Here is a 22,258-nt window from a genome sequence, read left to right as displayed (position 1 = left end):
GATGCACATGAGGCGTCGCCGCGCGTGGCGTTCATGCCGGGCCTGAACAAAAGATCGTGTCAGGTCATCGACATATTGCCTGAATTCTGTTCAGACTGGTTCCAACATGGTGGCGCCTCAAGGGAACCTGGCCCGTCATGTCGTCCGATGCCGCTGCGGCGCGTCGAAGCGCCAGCCAGCCGGCGGAAGGCGAATTCATTGCTCCAGGAGGAATGAGTGACGCCTACTGACATCGCGCATCCCGATTACTTTCATAAAGTCGTCGACTGCCAATGGGCCTGCCCCGCACATACGCCGGTCCCCGAATATATCAGGCGGATCTCCGCGGGAGACTATACCGGGGCCTATCTGATCAACTGGAAGTCCAACGTCTTCCCCGGCATCCTCGGCCGCACCTGCGACCGCCCCTGCGAGCCGGCCTGCCGGCGCGGGCGGGTCGAGGAGGAGCCGGTCGCCATCTGCCGCCTGAAACGTGTCGCAGCGGATTTCAAGGGTGAGGTGGCAGGCCTGATGCCCGGCCCGGCGCCGGTCCGCAACGGCCGGCGCATCGCCTGCATCGGCGGCGGTCCCGCGTCGCTCACGGTCGCCCGCGATCTCGCGCCGCTCGGCTACGACGTGGTGGTGTTCGACCAGGATCCCAAGGCGGGCGGCATGATGCGCTCGCAGATCCCGAAATTCCGGCTGCCCGACAGCGTCATCGACGAGGAGGTGGGCTATGTCATGGCGACCGGCGTCACCTTTCGCGGGGCGAAGCGCATCGACAGCTTGAAGAGCGTTCTCGCCGAGGGCTTCGACGCGGTCTTCGTCGGCACCGGCGCGCCGCGCGGCCGCGATCTCGACCTGCCCGGCCGACGCGAGGCGGCGGCCAACATCCATGTCGGCATCGACTGGCTCGCCTCCGTCTCGTTCGGCCATGTCGACACGATCGGCCGGCGCGTCATCGTGCTCGGCGGCGGCAATACCGCGATGGATTGCTGCCGTTCATCCCGCCGTCTCGGCGGCGTCGAGGTGACCGTGGTGGTGCGCTCGGGCTTCGAGGAGATGAAGGCTTCGCCCTGGGAGAAGGAGGATGCCATGCACGAGGGCATCCCGATCCTCAACTACCGGGTGCCCAAGGCCTTCACCCATGAGAACGGCCGGCTCACCGGCATGATTTTCGAGAAGGTGAAGGCCGAATATGACGACAAGGGACGGCGCCAGCTGGTGCCGACGGACGAGCCGGACGAGCATATCGCCTGCGACGACGTGCTGATCGCGGTCGGCCAGGAGAATGCCTTTCCCTGGATCGAGGAGGATGCCGGCATCCGGTTCGACCGCTGGGGCCTGCCGGTGGTCGATCCGAAGACCTTCCAGTCGAGCCTGCCCAACGTGTTTTTCGGCGGTGATGCCGCGCTCGGCCCGAAAAACATCATCTGGGCGGTCGCCCACGGCCACGAGGCGGCGATCTCGATCGATGCCTTCTGCCGTGGCGCCGATGTCGCCGTGCGGCCGCCGCCGACGGTGACCCTGATCAGCCAGAAGATGGGCATCCACGAATGGTCCTATGACAATGCCATCGCGAACGACCTGCGCTTCAAGGTGCCGACGCTCGACAATGCCATCGCGCTGAAGGACATCCGCACCGAGGTGGAGCTCGGCTTCGACGGCAAGCTCGGCTATGCCGAGGCGCAGCGCTGCCTGAACTGCGACGTTCAGACCGTGTTCGAGCCGAAGCTCTGTATCGAATGCGATGCCTGCGTCGACATCTGCCCGATGGACTGCATCACCTTCACCGGCGACGGACCGGAGGAGGACCTGCGCGGGCGGCTCAACGCGCCGGCCGAGAACCGCGACCAGGCGATCTATCTCTCGGCCGGGCTGAAGACCGGCCGCGTCATGGTCAAGGACGAGGACGTCTGCCTGCATTGCGGCTTCTGCGCCGAGCGCTGTCCGACCGGGGCCTGGGACATGCAGAAATCGATCATCGACACGATCCATGCGGGGCATGCATGCCAATCCAGAGCGTGAACGACTTCGTCATTCGCTTCGCCAATGTGAACGGGTCGGGTTCGGCGAGCGCCAATCTCCTCTTTGCGCGATCGATCATGCGCATGGGCGTGCCGATCGCGCCGCGCAACATCTTCCCCTCGAACATTCAGGGCCTGCCGACCTGGTACGAGGTCAGGGTGACCGAACAGGGCCATCTCGGCGCCCGCGGCGGCACCGACATGATGGTGGCGATGAACCCGCAGACCTGGGACAAGGACATCGCGTCGATCGAGCCGGGCGGCTATCTCTTCTATGACTCCTCGCGGCCGGTGCCGGCCTCCAGGCTGCGCGACGACATCAGCGTGATCGGCATGCCGCTGACCGACATCGTCAACCGCGAATATTCCGATCCGCGCCAGCGCCAGCTGTTCAAGAACATCATCTATGTCGGCGCGCTCGCCGCCCTGCTCGACATCGAGATCGGTGTCATCGAGACGCTGATCGGCGAGCAGTTCAAGGGCAAGGACAAGCTGATCCAGCCGAACCTGAAGGCGCTGGCGATCGGCAACGACTATGCCAAGGCACATTTCGCTTGTCCGATCGGTTTGCGCGTGCGCCGCGCCGACGGCATCGGCGACCGCATCTTCGTCGAGGGCAATGCCGCGGCCGGCCTCGGCGCCGTCTATGGCGGCGCGACGGTGTGCGCCTGGTACCCGATCACGCCCTCGACCTCGCTCGCCGAGGCCTTCGAGCGCTATTGCGGCCGGCTGCGCGTCGATGCCGAGACGGGCCGGAAGAAATTCGCCATCGTCCAGGCCGAGGACGAGCTCGCCTCCATCGGCATGGTGGTGGGCGCGGCCTGGAACGGCGCGCGCGCCTTCACCGCGACCTCGGGGCCGGGCATCTCCCTGATGCAGGAATTTCTCGGCCTTGCCTATTTCGCCGAGATCCCGGCCGTGCTGTTCGATGTGCAGCGCGGCGGGCCCTCGACCGGCATGCCGACGCGCACGCAGCAGTCCGACATCCTGATCGCCGCCTATGCAGCCCATGGCGACACCAAGCATGTGCTGCTGTTTCCGCGCGACCCGAACGAGGCCTTCACCTTTTCGGCACTCGCCTTCGACCTGGCCGACCGGCTGCAGACGCCGATTTTCGTCATGCTCGATCTCGACATCGGCATGAACCAGCACCTCTGCGCGCCCTTCGCCTGGGACGATGCCCGCGCGATGGACCGCGGCAAGGTGATGACGGCGGAGGAACTGGAGGCGGGGCGCGATTTCGGCCGCTATCTCGACGTCGACGGCGACGGCATTCCCTACCGCACCTATCCCGGCACCCACCCGACCCGCGGCTCGTTCTTCACCCGCGGTTCGACGCGCGACCGCTATGCCCGCTATACGGAAGAGGGCGCCCCTTACGTCGACAATATGGAGCGGCTGCTGCGCAAGTTCGAAACCGCCAAGGCGCTGGTGCCGCAGCCGGTTCTGGCCAGCGCAGCCCAGCCGACCCGGCTCGGGGTCATCCATTACGGCTCGACCGGCCCGGCGATGGACGAGGCGGCGGCCCTGCTCGGCGCCGACGGCCTGCATGTCGACACGCTCAGGGTGCGCGGCTTTCCGTTCGGCCGGGAGGTGACCGATTTCATCGCGGCGCACGAGCAGGTCTTCGTGGTGGAGCAGAACCGCGACGCCCAGCTGCGCACGCTGCTGATCGCCGAGTGCGGCATCGACCCGGCGCAGCTCGTGCCGGTGCTCCACTATGACGGCACGCCGATCACCGCCCGCTTCATTCATCGCGACATCAAGGCCAAGGCCGCGGTGGTGCCAGCCGCCGCCCGGCGCGAGGTATTGTCATGACCTATCTTGCCAAGCCCAAGTTCCATCATCCGGCGATCGAGACCAACGCGCTCGGCTTCACCCATCGCGACTACGAGGGCGCGATCTCCACGCTCTGCGCCGGCTGCGGCCACGATTCCATTTCCGCCGCCATCATGCGCGCCTGTTTCGAGCTGAGCCTGCCGCCGCATCGCATCGCCAAGCTCTCCGGCATCGGCTGCTCGTCGAAGACGCCGACCTACTTTCTCGGCCAGTCGCACGGCTTCAATTCGGTGCATGGCCGCATGCCCTCGGTGCTGACCGGGGCGAACCTTGCCAATCGCGACCTCATCTATCTCGGCGTGTCCGGCGACGGCGACAGCGCCTCGATCGGTTTCGGCCAGTTCGCCCATGCCATCCGCCGGGCGGTGAACATGGTCTATATCGTCGAGAACAACGGCGTCTACGGCCTGACCAAGGGCCAGTTCTCGGCGACCTCCGACCGGGGCTCGAAGAGCAAGAAGGGCGTGCTCAACGCCGATTCGCCGATCGACCTCGTGACGATCGCGCTGCAGCTCGGCGCGACCTTCGTCGCCCGCTCCTTCTCCGGCGACAAGGACCAGCTCGTGCCGCTGATCAAGGCGGCGCTCGAGCACGAGGGCGCTGCCTTCATCGACTGCATCTCGCCCTGCATCGCCTTCAACAACCATGACGGCTCGACCAAGAGCTTCGACTATGTGCGCGCCCACAATGCCGCGCTGAACAGCCTCGACTTCATGACCGGCAAGGCGCCGATCACCGCCGACTATGCGGAGGGCGCGATGCAGGAGATCGCCCTGCACGACGGCTCGACCATCCGCCTGCGCAAGCTGAACGGCGACTACGACATTGCCGACCGCGCCGCCGCGCTCGGCCATCTCTACCGCGTCCAGGCCTCCGGCGAGATCGCCACCGGCCTCATCTATCTCGAGGAAGGGGCGGGCGACCTGCACGCCCGGCTCAACACCGATGCGCGGCCCCTGAACGCCCTCGGCGACCGGGACCTCGTGCCGGGCGCCGCCGCCCTCGACCGGATCAATGCGGGGCTGCGGTAGGGGGTGGGCGAATAGCGAGTGGCGAATGGGGATCAGGGAAGGGGCAAAAAGGGGTTGCGGGGCGGCCGGGGATCGCGGGATCTGTCACTCGCCACTCGCCACTCGCCACTCGCCACTCGCCACTCGCCACTCGCCACTCGCCACTCGCCACGCGCCACGCGCCACGCGCCACGCGCCACGCGCCACGCGCCACGCGCCACGCGCCGCTCGCCGCTCGCCACGCCCCACGCCCCACGCGCCACGCGCCGCTCATGCAGGCTGGCTCTGCAGCCGCCTTGCTTTCCCTTTCGGCGAATCGCTGCAACCATGGCGGGGATGCGTGCCTCGAGGCCGCACACGGGCGTCCGAGGGGCTGGGCATGGTGGATTTCATCTGGCGCGCGGTGGTGATCGGCCTTGCCGCGACCGCCGTGATCGATCTCTGGGCGCTGGTCCTGAAGCGCGCCTTCGGCATTCCGCCAGCCAACTGGGCCATGGTCGGCCGCTGGTTCGGCCATCTGCCGCGCGGCACCGTCGTCCATGCCGACATCGCCAAGGCCGAACCGATCGCCAACGAGCTCGCGCTCGGCTGGCTCTGCCACTATGCCGTCGGCATCCTCTTCGCCGCGGCGACCCTCGTTCTCGCAGGTCCCGCCTGGCGCCTCGCCCCGACCCCCGCCTGGCCGCTCGTCGTCGGCCTCGTCACCGTCGGCTGCGGCTGGTTCATCCTCCAGCCCGGCATGGGCGCCGGCATCGCCGCGTCGCGCCGCCCGAATGCCGGCCAGATCCGGGCCCTCAACATCGTCAGCCACACCATTTTCGGGCTGGCGATGTTTGGGGTGGCGTGGGTGGTGAGGTGAGGGGCCTTCAGCGCGGAGGCTCGCTGAGGAGAAGGGCCGAAAGCCGTTCCACATGCAGGGCCGGGTCGAAGAAGGCCCGCGCCTGCCGGATCCCGGCAGCGCCGAGGCGCTGGCGAAGATCGGGGTCGGAACGCAGGATTTTCAGCGCGTCGGCGGCTTCCTCGATATCGGGCTCGGCCCAACGGGCGTCCGCAGGGTCGTCCCAGGCAACGCCCTTGCCGGCGTAATTGCTTTGCGGATCCTCGATCGGAACCAGGCGGTAGCCGATCGGGAAACCGCACTGGGCGGAGAAGAAATCGGTATTGCCGGACCAGTCGGTGGCGATGACCGGAATGCCGCGCATCATCGCTTCGGCAACCGCGAGCCCCAGCCCTTCCGCCCGGTGCAGCGAGACGACCGCGTCGGCCTCGGCATAGAGGGCATCGATACCGGCATCGTCGAGCACCTCGCCGTTCATGACGATGTTCGCCGCGCCGCCGGCGGCCGCACGCATCTCCTTCATCGCCTCGGGCCAGGCCGCAGCGTTGAGATATTTGACCACCAGCCTGACGCCGGGATCGTCACCGAAGGCTCGACGGAAGGCCCGAATGGCCGCGCACGGGTTCTTTCGCGCGAAATTCGACGCGATGTTGAACAGGACGAGGGCGGTGAAGGGGCTTGCGGCCGCCTTGGGCGCGCGCCCGCCACTCGCCGGCACCGTCAGTGGATAGTTGACGACATGCACCGGCCTTGCTTCCGCGAGCGGTCGGATGGCATCGGCAACGAAGCGTGTGCTGGCGCAGAAATCGTGGACGAAGGGAAGCGCCCTTCGCCAGTCGCGCGGCAGTTTCGGCAGTTCCCAAAACCAGTGAGCGACGACGCGCTTGCCGGTGACGAGGCGTCTGCCGAGAAAGGCCATGACGCGCGGGATCGACGGGCCGCTCACGTGGATGATGAGGGTGCCGGCGCCGACCAGCTCGCGGCCATCGTCGAACCGGAAATCGGGGTAGTTCGCCTCATGCATCAGCGTCGCGGTGACGTCGATGCCATAGACCTCGAAGCCAGCCGCTTTCAGCGCGTCATGCGACTTGCGCGCCGCATCGCCGAGGCCGGAGGTCTGATTCAGAAAGCCAACGATGATAAACGGCTGCCTGGCCTGGGCTTCCGTGCTGATGGCAGGCGCCCGCCAAGCCGAAATGCGTGCGAAGAGGGCTCGTCGCGGTCCAACCGGCAATCGACGCCAGACATGGTGATGCAAGAGTTGGAAAAGCGGAGTGATCACGAAGGGGGTGCCTATATTCGATTGAGAAAGGCGTCTCATAGCGAACCACCCGTCCCGGCGCATCCTTGCACGACAGAGCGTGGCCCGGGGCCATCGGATGGAGGCTGGGATTAGGTTCAAGATATCGTCGACACTGCTGTCAAGACACGTTAGTAGCATTGGGATCGCATGTAATTCTCGTTCTCATTGCAATAGAAACCCATTTCGTGCTTTCTCAGTTGAACGGGCGAGTCGTTCGCAAGCGTCCACCAGGTGGCGTAAAAACCTCGCTCCACTATTGTCATATCTGCTCCGAGGAATTCGCTCGTGCCCCTATCTGAAGTCATGAACGTTTCGCGTTACAGTGATGAGCGATGGCTATCTCTACATCTTGAGCTCGAAACATATTCGATAGACAAGCATGTTTTTAAGACGCACGAAGGAGAGATATACCGAAAGGGATGGGAATGGACGCATTGCTTATACGGTCTCGAAAAGCTTGGTGCATTACAACCGAATGCGCAGGCGCTTGGGGTAGGAGCGGGGCGCGAGCCGGTCATATTTTGGCTTGCCGACCGAATCGGCCACGTCACAGCGACCGATCTCTATGGAAACGAGGCTTGGGCAGGCAGCAATGGGGCTGAAGCGCCTGCCGAAATTGTAAAAGATGCCAAGAGATTTTGCGCAAGGGAATTTAATTCTAAAAAGGTAACATTCGCTAATGTCGACGGAACCGATATTCCTTATGCTTCAAATTCGTTCGATTTTTGCTGGTCTCTATCATCAATTGAGCATTTTGGTGGACACGAGGCATCGGCCCGTGCGGTCCGGGAAATGGGTCGAGTGGTAAAGCCAAGCGGAATTGTATGTATTGCGACCGAATATCTTCTTCTTCCTGAGTATCGGCATGCGGAATTTTTTACGCGAGATCAGATAGAGAAATATGTTATCGGTGCATCGCCCGAATTGGAGTTGGTGGATGGTATGAGCTGGGACTTGCCTCCATTGGATTACCTTATTGACCAGATCTGTTTCAGAAGCGATGGAGTTCACCGTAGGCGTCGACATGTGATTTTAAATGACGGCTTTGTCCAATGGACATCGTTCATGGTCTTCTTGCGGAAGAAGACGTGAAGGGATTTTCACAGGCAATTTAGTCGAATAAAGTTGATTGGGGCAACAAGTATCGCGGTATGCTGAAGTGAATTTGTCGTTGCTGACGTTGCCCCCAGTTTTTATCCAGTTCTGAGTTCGTTTCTGGCGGTTGTGGAGCCCTTTGGGGCAGGTGAAGCGGCGAGTTCTGGCGCTGTGCTTGTCGCATGGCGCGGCGCCAGCGGCCGACGCGGGGTGAAGGTCGAGGCGAAGACAGTTGGGGTCTGCCATCCGAGTTGCGAATGAGGGCATGCGGTGTTGTAGTCGACGCGCCAGTTGGCCGAGGCGGTGCGCGCCCGCGACAGCGACGAGAACAGGGTCTCGTTGAGCAACTCGTCACGCAGCCGGCCGTTGAAGCTTTCGATGAAGCCGTTCTGCATCGGCTGGCCAGGTGCAATGGAGTGCCAGCGCTCCGGATCGTGCTCTCGGCTGGCCAAGCCTCCGACAAGGCTGCCGTTGAGGCCCTCATCGACGGCTTGCCGCCAACGCAAGCTCTCGTCGCCGACAGGGGCTACGACGCCCAAGCCATCCTCGACCTGGTTCGAGATCGCGGAGGTTGCCCTCACATCCCGACCCAGCGCGATCGGAAAATCCAGCGCTCCGTCGATCCGACCATCTACCGTCAACGCAACCAGGTCGAGCGCTTCTTCTGCAAGCTCAAGCACTTCAGGCGCGTCGCAACGCGCTTCGACAAGCTCGCCAGGAACTTCCTCGCCGCCGTGCTGCTCGCTTCAACCCGCCTCTGGCTTAGGACTTATGAGTCCACCACCTAGAGCGTTTCATGTTTTGATTGAAGCATAGCCGGCACTTTCGAAGTAGTTGGTACATTTGGCAGGGCCGATGCCGGCGACGAGTGTGCCGATGTGCCGCCAAGTGTCGTCGACGATTCGCTTCCGGGCTGTGCGCATCCTGTGCTTGATCTTGGCGAAGGCCTGCTCGATCGGATTGAGGTCGGGCGAATAGGGCGGCAGGAACCGGAGCCTTGCGCCGGCGGCCTTGATGAGCGGACGGATCGCCGGGGATTTGTGGCTGCCGAGATTGTCCATGATGACGATGTCGCCGGCGTTCAGCGTGGGGACGAGCAGTTGCGCGACATAGGCGCGGAAGCATGAACCGTTGATCGGGCCATCGAAGACACAAGGGGCGGCGAGCGCGCCGGCGCGAAGGGCGCCGAGGAAAGTCAGGGTGCGCCAGTGCCCGTGCGGCGCGACGCCCTCAGGCGCTTGCCCTTCTGGCCCCAGCCATAGAGCGGAGCCATGTTGGTCTTGATCCAGGTCTCGTCGATGAAAACGAGTTTGCCGGGATCCAGCCGCGCCTGCCACGCCCGCCAGCGCTGGCGTTTGCGGCCACGTCGGCTCTGGCCTGCTCAAGGGCGAGTATCGTTTTTTTTTTGAAGCGCAGGCCCTCGCGGCGCAGAAAGCGCCAGATCGCATCATGCGAGACCGCGATCCCCCGCGCCGCCAGCTCCGCCTTCAGGGCATGCAGCGTCAGGCTTGAATTCTGGCCGATCCGCTCGGCGATGACGGCACGATGGGGTTCCAGTACCCACTTGCGGTGGCCACCCATCTGGCCCGGGGCCACCGAGCCGGTCGTCCGCTGGCGCTGTGACCATTTCACCAAGGAAGACACCGCCGCCCCGAACCGCAACCGACCGGCTCGTCTCGCCGGCCAACACAGCCACCACCACTCGTTCGCGCAGATCATTCGAAAGAGGTCGGACCATTAGATGCTGGCCTCCGCTCAGCCGGCATCTTGAATCACAATCCAATGACCGCGGGAATCCCTCCCGATTCGATCAACCACGGAAACGCTCTAGTCGCAATGCTTTGATCAAGCCCGCCAGCCTAGAGGCTAACGCCTCGTAGGAATTCTCCCGGCGCCACTTTTCGGCAGCCCGAGCGCGATCCGCGATGGAGGAATCTCCGACGCGGAGGCGGTTGATGATCTCGGCAATATCGCCTGCCAGAGTGGCGGGCTCGTTACTTGTTGCCTGAAAGACCAATGCTTTGACGTCTTCGAAGATCGGCAAATCTGTCGTGAGGACGGGCCGCCCCGTCGCCAGACCAAACCGAACGGCGCCGCTCGCCGACTCGCCTGTTTTTTCATAGGGAAAAACGAGAAGATTACACTGACTCAGATGCGCAAGTGCGGTCTCATCCGGCAAGAATTCGGTCCGCAATTGTGCCCTCTCCGTAAGGCCCAGCGCTTCGATATCGGCGCGCAGGTCACGCGCAAGATCCTTGGATAGGTCGACCGGATATTCCGCGTTGAAAAGCTGTAGAGTGAGTAAGGGATCTGCTTGCGCTAGAATGCTAAAGGCTTTCACCAACTCGCGGAGCCCCTTGTGAGGCAAGCAGAACCCATAACTGCCAACAGTAAAGGGAGCATGAGATGGAGGCGCTGCAAAATTGGAAGCCGGTCCGTCGATAACCCCGTGCGGGAAAAGCGTCGCATTGGTCACAACCCCGATCTCTTTTAACCGGTTCAGGTCGTGGTGGGAATGCACCAGAACACGATCGCAAGCTCTCAAGACATCGGCAAGATTGGATAATTTCTTTTCGGGATATCCGGGCGGGTCTATTGTCGAATGCAAGGTTATGAGAACCGTTCGATCGTTTTGTTTTTGCTCCAGGACAAATGATTTGAGATTCTCAAAATCAAAGAAGCCGAAATTGAATTGAATAACGATAACATCAACCTTCGATTGCTCCACGGCTTCGGCTAAAGGTTGGAGTGATGAACCCGGGGCGGCTTTTTGCCAAGCACGGACAACGCCATCCTCGTCGGGCGTGATCAAAGCATCGTCGATGGCACCGAAAATAATCGGCCTCGGTGCAAGCCAGCGGATGAGATGCTCGGAATAGGTTGCAATTCCGCATTCACAGTTCCAAGTCGTAATCCAGCCGATCCGGTGAGGCGGCGGAGGCCTCTGTGCGGCCCAGTCGTCTACAGCGCTGCAGAATCTATCTACGACGTCGCTCCATTTGTGTTGGGCCAAGAGCAACTCGCGCCCCGCCGCCGCCTTCCGTGCCCGTTCTGTTGGCGACGCGGCATGCGCCTCGCGCATGCGTTCCGCAAGGTGGTGGCAATCGGGCTCGGCCCAGACGGACGATGACATTTCGAAATGTGTCTTCGCCGGTACATACTGGTAATCGACAAGCCACGAGGTTTCTTCATTGCAGAAATCGAGCTGTCCGCTCCATCCGGTGGCGATGACCGGTATGCCGGTCAGCATGGCCTCGGCCAGAGGCAACCCATAGCCCTCCGCCCGGCTCGGCGCCACAAGAACCTGGCAGTGCCGATAAAGGGCCTTGAGCTTAGCGTCAGGCAGATCATCGAAAATCAACAAAACGTCGGGAAAGTCTGGGTCGCTGGCTTGCAATGCCTGCAGATCGGCTCGAATCGTATTGTGTGGATTCTCAAACGTCTTGATTATGAGAGTTACGTCGTCTGCTTGACGAAAGGCCTTCCCGTAAGCAGCAAGCAAGACATCGGCGCCCTTCCGCGGAAAGCAAGACGATACGTGAAGAAAGCGAAATGTCTTGCCCGGGAAATCCACCTCCGGACCGGGGACGATGCTCTCCCAGTGATCGACGCCGGCCCCCGATACCTTCATCGGCACGGCAACGCCATTGTCTTGCAGCACTTTCATCACGTGCGTGGACAGACAGGTCAGCCCATCGAGGTGAAGATTGAACTGGTCCACCCATTCGGTGGGGAAGCGGCTCTCTTCCCAAGCATAGTGATGGAGGAAGTTACCCGCGCCCGCAGCATCATTCACGCGCGGCGGATAGAGGTTTCGCGATATGATGAGCGATCTATTTTGCCAGTCTTCCAAGTTATTCCCGAAAAGTGGCAAAATATCCGGATGGTTCTTTTGCAAGAACGCCTCATCAGGTCGATAGTCGCCTGGCCCTTCAGTTGAGTGGAGGACAACAAACTCTCCTTTGGCCTTGAGCGCCCGCGCTGTTTCCCTGTTGAGAAGAGCAAGACTATAAGTTGAATCGAACGGTCCTTCCAAACGGTAGGCCCGCCGGCCGCCGTTCGCCGTTCGAGGAGATACGGAGTCGATTGCATCGAGATTGGTCGCCACGACGTTAGCTAATTCCCGCAGATCGGTGGGAGTCGGATGTGCGTGGGCGGGAGGTATCGCGCGGATGGCAGAGATGAGCGCCCCATAGCAAGAAGACCGACTCGTACGACCTCGTTGGTCCCCGAGATCGGGAATACGTTCTAGTGCTCGCCATGCCGCACGCGCCGTCCTGTCCCAATTGAACAAGGCCCGTCGGGCAACTGCATTTTTCTTGAGCCGTTGACGGTATTTTTCATCGCTCGTGATACGCATCATCATTTCGGCAAGCGCTTCGACGGAATAGGGGTCGAACATCGCCTCTTGTAGGCCGATGATCTCGGGTATACTAGAAGTATTAGCGCCGATAACGGCTGCATCGCAGTGCATTGCTTCGAGTATAGGTAGTCCGAATCCTTCGTGGGTTGATGGATATACCATTGCTAGGCAATTTTCGTAAAGATGCCGCAGGTGTGCGTCAGAAATGTTGCCTGTGATGACAATATCAGCATAGTTTACACCCGCCATCTGTGTAATTCGCTTGATTTCATAAATCACGGCAGGTTCGTTAGAAGTCACAAGAACGAGTTTGTAGGAATTTACGATTCGCTTCGAGAGCCGTCCGAAGGCTTTTAACAGTGTTTCGAAATTTTTTCTCTTTTCGTATGTCGCTGTGTAAATAAAGTATGGTTTATCAATATGCCAATCTTCCGCGGTTAATATTTTTTGTGACGACCGATAGGTCGATCGCTCCGAAAATTCATCTGCACCCCCCATAATGCTGATGATGCGCTCGGGTGGAATCTTGAGATCTGCGGCGACCTCCTTACCCGCCGAATCGGAGATGGCGAGGAAAAGGTGGCTGCTACTGAATGCTCGCAGCTTATCCGCGTACCAGGCCCGAATAGCGGGCGACGGAAGATAGTGATCTGGATTCCGTGCCGGTATCAGATCGTACGCGATCGCGACACGGCGCGCCGTTCCGGCCAGGGGCTGGATCGACGTAAAGACATCACCTCGAAACCCCTCAAAAATGCTAGTATGCAGAATAACGTCTGGCTCGAGGCTCGCTAAAACATGTTCCTTTACCAGCTCGCTTGCCATTCGGCGCCAGCGATCTGTAGGTTCATGATATGAATCGCAGCGCAAGGTTTCATAAGGGACGATATGCGATGACGGAATCAACTCGCTGAAATCCGCACGGATCGCAGCCAGGGATTCAGTCTGGCTGGCGCTGGCGACGAGCCAGACATCATGCTGGTCCTTATTGCGCAAAAGCCCCGCAACTAAACCACGCGTGTAGCGCCCGATGCCGCGAAAACGGCTAGCGGAATCCAATCCCGCTAAGTCAACGACCAATTTCATTGCACTTCCGACTATTCAATTACGGCTAAGGTCGGTGAAGATTTGCCTGGCGCGAAGTGAAAGTGGCACATCGCGTATTGGAATAGCGGGCGCGTCGGCAGCAGAGCCCGCCGCTTCGGTTAGCTTCGCTTCATGCTGCTCGGGCGCCGCGGAAGCCCGCGCCTGCGCGAAATGAACGAGCTTGCGTTTGAGTGGCGGAACCGTGCTTACCAGCGACCAAGCGAACGGCTTCAGCGCTGGGAAGCGCCGCGCAGCGGTGTAAAGTTGCTCAAGAAGGGGGCGGAGCGCACAACGAACGCGCCGACCAGTCCATCGAATTGGTGCCGACACCCGCCATGAAGTGGAGGCTAGCACAGCTGACAGCTGGCCGCTGACCAGATCTAGTTCTCTCGTCTTTTGTTCCAGCATGCCAGATAGATCAGCAATCGTGCCAAGGTCTGCCGTGCTCCTCTGGCGTGCTGCTTCGACCTGCCATTCTGCCGTTTGGACACGGTGGCTAAGCGAGGAAATGTTGTGCACCTCGATCTCGACAAGATCTGCTATTTTTTGAAGGGTCAGTTTCAGTTGTTCGGAACACTCGGGAGGTCGTCCTACGCGTTCGAGCGCGAGGTCGGCCAGTAGCGCATGAAACTCCGCGCGATTCTCCGATCCCGACGTCGGATGTTGACCGGCCTCGCCCTGCACGCCCTTCGTGGCCCCTCTGAGATCGGCTAAAAAGCCGAGCGCTCGATCCAGCGCCGCGTCGACCACGGAGACATCACGACTCATTCCGTCCGCGACGTTGGCGAGTCGCGCAATCTCCTGTGTGCGTTCCTGATCGCGCGCCGCGTGCGCTGCGATGACGTTCCGAACAAATATCGAGCGCTCTGAAAGTTCAAAAGCATCGAAAAGATTGGGGCCGGCCCCAAAGAACGTTTTTAGATCCTCCTGCTCAGAGTTAACATAAAAACGATTCAATCCATCAAAGTAAACAAACTGATAGCCCAACTCCTTAAGTGCTGGTTCCCATGCCATAAAGCTGGGCTCTTGCGAATTGGGTTTTGTGCTTTCTACGACGACAATCCATGGCCTGATAGAGGATGGTGCCCAACTGCCGATGACATCGGCTTCCATGCCTTCAACATCGATTTTGAGCCAATGAACAGGACGATTGCCATAAGTATCAAGAAGATCAGCCAAGGAAATACAAGGCACGTCAGTTGATTTGCTCGGCCGATTGTCGCTTCGATGCTGTGAAGCGATCTCCGCAATGCCCGTGCTCAATCCCGTCTCTGGAAACTCCCAAAACTGAATGATGCCACCTTTGCGGCCGATCGCAGCCTGTATGACGGTCTCGTGAGGGCGTGCCTCGCGGAGTGCATTAGCATAGACGTGATTTGGTTCGACGTGAATTCCGCGCCAGCCTCGCTCGTAGAACGTGAGGCTCACCGAATCGATAATAGGATCTTGCGCGCCGATATCTATATAAAATCCGTCAACGACATGCTTAAGGGCACGTGACAGAATAACATCTTCGAAGTTCTGGGCATACGAAATCATCGATTTGACGCTTTCACACTGAGCGAAGTTTATATTATTATTCCTGGACAACGATCAGTATTTCAAGAGACAGCATGGAGATCCAGCTTCCGAAGTGGGAGAAGCTGCCCGCCATAAGGTGAGAGATCTGTCAGGCAGATTTGAGCGCGAATTTATCTGGCGTCACTGCCGCTATCAAGAGCCCGGTGAAACGTATTTCAATTGTACCGGAGAAATCTCTTGGAATGGAGCACCCGACTGAGCTGCCTGCGCGAGTAAAGCAGAAATAATTCAGTGAGATATATGCTCCCGTTTTCATAAGTGTCTCGTCGTGGAATGAGTCCATCTTACTGTTAGCAAGGCGCCATAGGCGTGGGGAAAGGAGCGAGAATCTGCAAGATAGTCGGCAGCCAAGCGGAAGCATCGCAAAGCCGTGCGGAAGTGCCAGTTGGTGACGTCTCAGGTCGAATCGAAGGGGCTGCCTTGGAGGCGCGGATCTATTCAAATGATCGGCTGGACCGAGGTTTGTAGAGTATGGTGAAGTCTTATTTCTTTCACCAGCGCGAGTGGATGGTTGCCGCAGCGAGACAATTCGCTCGGTAGCATAGGTCTTTCAGGTAGGCGATGCAATGTCGTGAAATGGTGGCGGCGCTGTGGGCAAACCGCGGGCGCAGCATCCTATCCAATGGGCGAGCAACGCCACTTTGGGCGGCCGTGCGCCGTGCTTGGCTAATGGAATGAGACGCTGGATGCCTAGTGAACCTGCGGCGGCTACAGGCGGCGCTGGCGGCGTGGGACACCAAGCTCAGCTATAGGGCGGTTTGAGAATTTGTTCGCGCTGAGAGACTCGGTCGATTAGAGGAGGTTTGGTGCGCGAATAGGACCTTGCCAAAATCGCCTGTCGCTGGGCCTTTGGAAGTGTCATTAGGGCAAGCAGGATCCATGCCACCCAGTCTTCGTTGGCGAGACCGGGGTCAAGACCAATATTGTTCCACTTCGAGGCTGGAGATCGCGCGGCGACAGCTGGCCGCCAGGCTGGCGCATCCCCCGGAGAGGCGGAGCTTTCTGGCAGTGCACCGCTGCATCGGCATCGAGGCGTCTTGTGTCTTCGGCACGTTGATCAAAGGCGCGGCCTCGCGATTTATGTCGAAAAACCGCTGCTGCCGCCCTTGCGGCCCGGCGACATTGTCGTCGTCAACAATCTCGGCAGCAAAAAAGGATAGAAGATGCACTTAGCCTTTCGGTGCAAAGCTGCCCGCTCTGCGGCCCTATGGCCTGGCCCTGAACGTGATCGAACAGGTCCCGTCGAGTGGCGGACAAGAACCCGCGGGGTCAATAACCTCCCGTTTTTGCGTTATGTCAATGTTGCGCTGGTACATGGTGTGTGAGATTGCTTCATTGATGGATGAAGCGGGGCTTCTGTTCTTGAGGACGTCTCGTCCGCGGCCATTTTTTGCCTAGAGCGGCCATCGTTAAACGGGCCGTTTGGCGCGATCTGGAGCGCCGTTGTCGGTGTGACGAGGCGATAGGCTCGCTCAAATACGCTTTTTGCTGCTGCGTCCCAGTGCGACGGCACATAGTGCATCCGGATTCGCTCTTCCGCATTTTTGAGAGCGGTCGGATTGTCGAGATACCATTTCAAACGCTCGGCCCAGAGCGGAACATCCCATGGGTCAAGGTACTCAACTAGATCTTCTCCGACTTCCGGAATGGAACCTTGATCGGATGCAAGACAGAACTTCCCAGCGGCCAAGCTCTCGGCTACGGCAAGACCCCACCCTTCATAAAGCGAGGGGAATACGGTGAACAGGGCATTCCGATAAAGCCACGCGAGATCTGAATCGCTTACGTTACTCAGATTTTCGATCAACCCTTGTACGCGCGGATCAAGTCTTATATCGGCCAAAAAATCTATAACGCCCCAACCTGGCATCCCGACGAAGATGAGTTTTGGAAGGTCGGTTTCACCCTTATCAACAAGGCGCGTATAGGCTCGGTAGAGAGTCTCGTGATTTTTACGCCGCTCGATAGTGGAGACGAATAGAACGAAGCGATCTCCAACCGTCTTCTTGATGTTTTCAGATACCTCCGCCCCGTTCGCGACAGAGATGTTGCTACCAAGCCGGAAGACCGTTGCTTGGGGAGTAGGGGCGCCGAGCGTGCGAAGGAGGTCAACGAGATCGCGCTTGCTGCACTCTGAAATACACAAGATTTCATCGGCACACCAGGCAACGTCGGAAAAATAACGCGCAAATATTGCAGCGACGTCGCCAACGCAGAGGTGTGGAAATTTGACCGGAATGATGTCGTAGCAACAAAATATTGCTTTGAAATTTATTGCCGCTTTCAACTCAAGAATAACGGGTAGTTCCTTTTGGTCCCAATCAAGGCCGAGGGTCATGTAGACGTCCCCGGTTGCGAAGGGGCAGCAGACGGAATCGCGCAGCGGAATACCTGGCGTTTCTGTAAGGCCCACGGATCTCGAAGTACGCCAGGTCCGGAGTGCGCGCCGGAGTTCCCTTGCGGCATTGATGACCGCGCCTGCCGATTCGCGCTTGCTTCCGAGAAAGGTCAGGAGGCGGACCTTTGTGGCATCAGGCAGATAGCTAGTCAGCCGTTGCACGAGCGCTCCAAGCCTTTTCTCAAGCGGGCGCCTTGGCTCGGGAAAAGAACTGTGAGCATCCGAAACCAGATGTGCACGGGCCGGATGGCCTTGACTGATACGCTCGATTGTTTGCTCGACGGCTTGCGTGGAGACCGGCAGATAACCCGTGCCATGTTCGTAACGGCAAAAACGAATGTCGTCAGACCGCTCCGCGAGCGCAAACCGCGCGCATTCGGCCTCAACGCGAACGATTCCGACAGCTGGACGGTTCCAGCTGAGGATTGTCGTGACATCGAGCCAGATCTTACCCACGAGCGCTTTCCCTTCTAGTCAATTCGTCAACGGCCTGAACTGCTCGTTCCAGGCTTTTATCCCATCGCAGCGACTGACGTCGCTCGCGATTTGTCGGGTCGTTGTCGGCAGCTTTTGGTGGCATGAGGATTATCTTCCGTATTGCTGCCTGCAGGCCCTGCGCTGTTGACGAGACCACAACACCCGGAAGGTCCAGATAGTGTTCGTAGCCGCGGAAGGCTGCTTGAGTGCCAACTACATGCTTACCGGAAAAAAGAGCTTCAGCCGTTTTTATGTTCGTTCCGCCGCCAAAGGGAATTGGCAGGATGAAGCCATGCGCAAGGGATCTGACCGCCGCAAGGTCCTCGTCATTGATCTGATGGAGTAGTTGAAGACGCGACAGATTGAGGCTGTTCCATTTGGACGTTGCAACCAGGTGATAGAGGGGCTCACAGACGCCCCCGACGACGACCAGCCGGCTCGTCGGCGGAAAGCACGCCAGTGATCCACCGAAAATCTCCAGAAAATGAGAATAGTTCGGCGGATGTCCGCTGGCGATATACAGCAACCAAGGGAATGCGGGCAGCCGTTCTCTCCAGCGCCGCAAATCGTTCTCTGTCGCCTGCCAGGGAGCAATGCCGTTGGGCGCTACGACAACTTGGCGTGCCCCCCATTTGCGCAGTGTCTTCGCATCATCTGCCGATACCGCAATCGTTAGATCCGCCTCGCGGGCCGCGCGTTTTTCTGCAGCTTCGACCGCTTCGATTGCTTGCGGTATCAGCTTATTTTCGAAAGGCGCAAGGATGCCTTCTTTTAAAGGGGTTTCGATATTGTGCGAGGAATAGACCGCGAGACTGGACGCAAATTCAGGTCGCTGCCTTAGCTTCGCAACCAATGGCCAGAGCCAGGGGTGTTCCACTTGAAACACGGCAACACTGGTTGGCAAATTGTCCAGAATATGATCGAAGCCACCGTCCGCCGCGACTGCAAATGCGCCAGTTTGGAGGTCCGCGATGAAAGGAACGTCTTGTCCCGCAAACCGCCGATAAGTGCTGCTCATCGGAAAAGGGACGTCGCGGGAACCGACCTGTGAGGCGCCGTAGGCTTCTGCTTGATAGACTGCCAACGTCGTGACTGCCCAACCCGCGGTTTCATAGGCGCGTTTCATATTGGCGACACGTAGCTGTCCGCCATGGCGAGCTTCCGCGATCGGATAGGTGCTGAGGATGACCAAGTTCCCGCTCGAATGGATCGTCATCGTTTCCCGAATCCTCGTTCTCGGCGGGACCTTCGATATTGCGGACCGCAAGTGGGCCAGACCGGCCTTCCCCGCGTGAACGATGCGGACGCACCGACAGGGGAATGGCTGGCAGGTCCGGATTAATTCAAAAAGCTGGACGGACGGAGCAACCCGTGTGATGCTTGGTCCCGCTCAGCGCCAATGGCGGGTTCTTGTTCGCGGCGCATGATTTGTTGTGCTCGAATGGGGCATGGATATTCTCCTCCCGTGGGCTCAAGCAGCTCCACTTTGAGCGTTAGCGAACGGTTGTACGCGTTCTCCAATCATCCAGGACGACTTGGATCATGTCGCTGAAGCCATGTTGCGGCGACCAGCCGAGGATATTCTCGGCACGTTTGGCGTCGCCAACGATTCGGGGCAGGTCGCTCGGTCGCATGCGCGCAGGATCGCTGACCACTTCGATCTTGACTTTCGCTTGCGTTAGGAGGGTTTCGAGAACATCGCCGATACGTCGAGGCATGCCGGAAGCAATGTTTAGGATCGCGCCTGCCTCGAGCGTGTCCGCACGTAGCATCGCGAGTATATAGGCTCGCGCAACATCACGCACGTCGAGGAAGTCGCGTTCGGCGTCGAGATTGCCAACCCGCAATTGCGGCGGGGAGAGCCCCGCCTCGATCTCGGCAATCTGCCGCGCGAAGGCCGGAATCACAAAGGCATCGCTCTGCCCGAGCCCGGAATGATTGAATGGCCGCAGGCGAATGCATTTGAGCCCCTGCTGGTTCATCGCGCCAAGTGCGAGGTCGGCGGCAGCCTTACTGGCCGCATATCCATCGGTTGGCGCGAGCAGGGCATCCTCGCTGAGCGGCTGTCCCGATTTTGCCGTGGCGCCATAAACGAGCCCGGTCCCGACATGCAGCAAATGGCAGGCCGGGGCATGCCGGAGAATGGCCTCGCCGAGATTGAGGGCGCCGCCGAGGTGGACGTTCCAGGCGAGGCGCGGATTGGCGTTGGCCGCAGATGGGGCGGCGATGCCCGCGAGGTGGATCACATGCGTCGGTGCATGGTCCTGGATTGCTTGCGCGACGGCCGCCGCATCTTCGATATCCAGGGCGCTGACTGGCCCATAGTCCGGGTGCTGCCCCGCCGTTTTCGATGTTGCGCGGACGAGAGCATCATCGCCGCAGGCGCGCTTCAGAGCCTGCGCCAGATGGGAGCCGACGAAGCCGGCAGCACCTGTGACCAGAACGCGCATCATCGTCGGCATGGCGCGATCAAAGATGCGCGTGCTGTTTCAGGCGAGCGAGGTCGGCCTCGACCATTTCGGCAACGAGCTGCTCGAGACGGGTTTCCGCCTCCCAACCCAGTGCCTTGCGGGCCTTGCCCGGATCGCCCAGCAGAACCTCGACCTCGGCAGGCCGCATATAGCGCGGATCGATCACCACATGGTCTTCCATATTCAGCCCGACATGGCCGAAGGCGAGTTCGCAGAACTCGCGCACCGAAACGGTACGACCTGTGGCTACAACGTAATCGTCAGGCGTTTCTTGCTGCAGCATGAGCCACATGGCTTTGACATAATCACGAGCATGTCCCCAGTCGCGCTTCGCATCGAGATTGCCCAGCGCCAGATCCTTGCGCAGGCCAAGCTTGATGCGGGCAACGCCGTCGGTGATCTTGCGTGTCACGAATTCGATGCCACGCAGCGGCGATTCGTGATTGAACAGGATGCCGCTCGAAGCATGCAGGCCAAAGCTCTCGCGGTAGTTCACCGTCATCCAGTGCGCGTAGAGTTTGGCCACGGCATAGGGCGAGCGCGGATAGAAGGGCGTTTTCTCCGACTGCACCGGCTCCTGAATCAAGCCGTACATTTCGGAAGAGGAAGCTTGATAATAGCGCGCCTTGGGACAGACGATGCGGGTCGCTTCCAGCATGTTTCCGGCACCGAGCCCGGTGACGGCCCCTGTCAGGAGCGGCTGCTGCCAGGAAGATTTGACGAAGGATTGCGCGGCCAGATTGTAGATTTCGTCCGGCTGAATCTCCTCAAAGGTGCGGATCAGGCCCGAAAGGTCGGTCAGATTGCCGTCGTGAAGGATCACCTTGTCGGCAATTCCAAGCCAGGTCAGACGGCTGTTGACGACATCTGCCGAGGCGCTCCGGCGCAAGAGGCCGTGGACTTCATAGTCTTTCGACAGCAGGAGTTGGGATAGATAGGCACCATCCTGCCCGGTCACCCCGGTGATGAGAGCACGCTTTTGAGTCATGTCGTGAAGTGGCTCCGCTTTGTCCGCAGTGCTGAATGGTCGATGCGGGCGCTGGTACCCGCGGCATGGCCTGAAAGTCAACGTGGCGCGCGTTGCGTCCGGCTATTTCCCGACCAGGCGTTGCCGATGCGAGAGGCCTCTCTGCTGTCCGCCTTGATGCCGACGGCCCGCACGACCCATCGAGGAAATCGTAATGGTGGAGCAGGGCTCCACCACCTCATGATCTGCTTATCTGCGTTCGGATGGCGTGTCGAGGCGCGTCGACCAAGCATATCAATTCCATCCTTGCTTGGACAGGCGTTGGCATAGCTGATCAGGCGCGCTTATAGACGTCTTCCAGACGAACGATGTCGTCCTCGCCGAGATAGGACCCGACCTGCACCTCAATGATCTCGAGCGGGATCTTGCCCGGATTGGCCATGCGATGCACACAACCGATCGGCAGATAGATGGACTCGTTTTCGTGCACCACGATCGTTTCCTGGTTGCGTGTCACCTCGGCGGTGCCGCGCACGACGACCCAATGTTCGGCCCGATGGTAGTGCTTCTGCAAAGACAGAACGCCGCCCGGCTTCACCGTGATGCGCTTGACCTGGTGGCGGGTACCGAGATCGATCGAAAGATATTTACCCCACGGCCGCTGGACCTCGCGATGGGCACCGGCTTCGGATTCTCCCCGGGCCGTGATCAGTGCCACCATCTCCTTGACCTTGTCGGCCTTCGCCTTGGGTGTCACCAGCACCGCGTCGCGGGTCGATATCACGGCCACATCGTCAAGGCCGATGACTGCGACCAGCGCTTCT

The 22,258-nt window shown here is 60.0% G+C and carries 15 protein-coding genes and 2 pseudogenes (1 of these 17 running past the window's edge); 6 read left to right on the top strand and 11 right to left on the bottom strand.

Annotation, left to right across the window (positions count from 1 at the left end; genetic code table 11):
* Positions 1-216: 216 nt before the first annotated feature.
* From OZ671_RS02095 to OZ671_RS02080, 4 genes are all read left to right on the top strand, one after another.
* Positions 217-2,007, top strand: coding sequence for an FAD-dependent oxidoreductase (locus tag OZ671_RS02095; RefSeq protein WP_268859176.1), 1,791 nt, complete (start codon positions 217-219; stop codon positions 2,005-2,007).
* A complete protein-coding gene (locus OZ671_RS02090) occupies positions 1,989-3,824 on the top strand; it encodes a 2-oxoacid:acceptor oxidoreductase subunit alpha (protein ID WP_268859175.1) in 1,836 nt (611 codons plus the stop codon). Before OZ671_RS02095 ends, OZ671_RS02090 begins: the two co-directional genes overlap by 19 nt.
* On the top strand, positions 3,821-4,876 hold the full coding sequence (locus OZ671_RS02085) for a 2-oxoacid:ferredoxin oxidoreductase subunit beta (RefSeq protein ID WP_268859174.1): 1,056 nt from the start codon (positions 3,821-3,823) through the stop codon (positions 4,874-4,876). Before OZ671_RS02090 ends, OZ671_RS02085 begins: the two co-directional genes overlap by 4 nt.
* A gap of 358 nt (positions 4,877-5,234) precedes the next feature.
* Positions 5,235-5,714 carry a DUF2938 domain-containing protein gene (locus tag OZ671_RS02080; protein WP_268859173.1) on the top strand — a complete coding sequence of 160 codons (480 nt, stop codon included), beginning with the start codon at positions 5,235-5,237 and terminating at the stop codon, positions 5,712-5,714.
* A gap of 7 nt (positions 5,715-5,721) precedes the next feature.
* Here OZ671_RS02080 and OZ671_RS02075 read toward each other — a convergent pair whose 3' ends face one another.
* Entirely contained in the window at positions 5,722-7,038 is a 1,317-nt protein-coding gene (locus OZ671_RS02075; protein ID WP_268859172.1) for a glycosyltransferase family 4 protein, read from the bottom strand.
* Positions 7,039-7,281: 243 nt separating this feature from the next.
* On the opposite strand from OZ671_RS02075, the gene OZ671_RS02070 reads away from it, so the two are divergent.
* Positions 7,282-8,088 carry a class I SAM-dependent methyltransferase gene (locus OZ671_RS02070; RefSeq protein ID WP_268859171.1) on the top strand — a complete coding sequence of 269 codons (807 nt, stop codon included), beginning with the start codon at positions 7,282-7,284 and terminating at the stop codon, positions 8,086-8,088.
* Between the two features lie 101 nt (positions 8,089-8,189).
* Here OZ671_RS02070 and OZ671_RS02065 read toward each other — a convergent pair.
* A pseudogene (locus OZ671_RS02065) lies at positions 8,190-8,513 on the bottom strand (integrase core domain-containing protein); the annotation flags it as partial.
* Between OZ671_RS02065 and OZ671_RS32030 the strand changes: the two are divergent.
* Positions 8,508-8,879, top strand: coding sequence for an IS5 family transposase (locus OZ671_RS32030; RefSeq protein ID WP_442957047.1), 372 nt, complete (start codon positions 8,508-8,510; stop codon positions 8,877-8,879). The pseudogene OZ671_RS02065 and the gene OZ671_RS32030 sit on opposite strands and share 6 nt — an antisense overlap.
* A 6-nt stretch (positions 8,880-8,885) precedes the next feature.
* On the opposite strand, the pseudogene OZ671_RS02060 reads toward OZ671_RS32030, so the two are convergent.
* The 9 genes and pseudogenes from OZ671_RS02060 to OZ671_RS02020 form a co-directional block, all read right to left on the bottom strand.
* Positions 8,886-9,829 (bottom strand): annotated as a pseudogene (locus tag OZ671_RS02060) (IS630 family transposase).
* Positions 9,830-9,901: 72 nt separating this feature from the next.
* Positions 9,902-13,540, bottom strand: a complete 3,639-nt coding sequence (locus OZ671_RS02055; protein ID WP_268859170.1) for a glycosyltransferase — start codon at positions 13,538-13,540, stop codon at positions 9,902-9,904.
* Positions 13,541-13,555: 15 nt separating this feature from the next.
* The gene (locus OZ671_RS02050) at positions 13,556-15,079 is read right to left on the bottom strand and encodes an FkbM family methyltransferase (protein WP_268859169.1); all 1,524 of its coding nucleotides are present in this window, start codon (positions 15,077-15,079) and stop codon (positions 13,556-13,558) included.
* 953 nt (positions 15,080-16,032) lie between these two features.
* Positions 16,033-16,290: a hypothetical protein gene (locus OZ671_RS02045; RefSeq protein ID WP_268859168.1), complete on the bottom strand. Its 258-nt coding sequence runs from the start codon at positions 16,288-16,290 to the stop codon at positions 16,033-16,035.
* Between the two features lie 122 nt (positions 16,291-16,412).
* Positions 16,413-17,975, bottom strand: a complete 1,563-nt coding sequence (locus tag OZ671_RS02040) for a glycosyltransferase family 4 protein (RefSeq protein ID WP_268859167.1) — start codon at positions 17,973-17,975, stop codon at positions 16,413-16,415.
* The gene (locus OZ671_RS02035; protein ID WP_268859166.1) at positions 17,968-19,212 is read right to left on the bottom strand and encodes a glycosyltransferase; all 1,245 of its coding nucleotides are present in this window, start codon (positions 19,210-19,212) and stop codon (positions 17,968-17,970) included. The genes OZ671_RS02040 and OZ671_RS02035 overlap by 8 nt, the downstream gene beginning before the upstream one ends.
* Positions 19,213-19,489: 277 nt before the next feature.
* The gene (locus tag OZ671_RS02030; protein ID WP_268859165.1) at positions 19,490-20,458 is read right to left on the bottom strand and encodes a GDP-mannose 4,6-dehydratase; all 969 of its coding nucleotides are present in this window, start codon (positions 20,456-20,458) and stop codon (positions 19,490-19,492) included.
* A gap of 7 nt (positions 20,459-20,465) precedes the next feature.
* Positions 20,466-21,455 (bottom strand): GDP-mannose 4,6-dehydratase, encoded by a 990-nt coding sequence (gene gmd / locus OZ671_RS02025; RefSeq protein ID WP_268859164.1) that lies wholly within the window; start codon positions 21,453-21,455, stop codon positions 20,466-20,468.
* A gap of 313 nt (positions 21,456-21,768) precedes the next feature.
* Positions 21,769-22,258 carry the final stretch of a mannose-1-phosphate guanylyltransferase/mannose-6-phosphate isomerase gene (locus OZ671_RS02020; RefSeq protein ID WP_268859163.1) on the bottom strand. It continues 923 nt past the right edge of the window, so only the last 490 of its 1,413 coding nucleotides appear in the window; its start codon lies off the right edge, out of view — the gene reads right to left on this strand; it ends in the stop codon at positions 21,769-21,771.

The organism is Phreatobacter sp. AB_2022a, from assembly GCF_026847585.1.
In the GTDB taxonomy this organism is placed as follows: domain Bacteria; phylum Pseudomonadota; class Alphaproteobacteria; order Rhizobiales; family Phreatobacteraceae; genus Phreatobacter.
The sequence above is the reverse complement of the archived record's forward strand: the minus strand, read 5'-3'. Positions and strand labels throughout refer to the sequence as shown.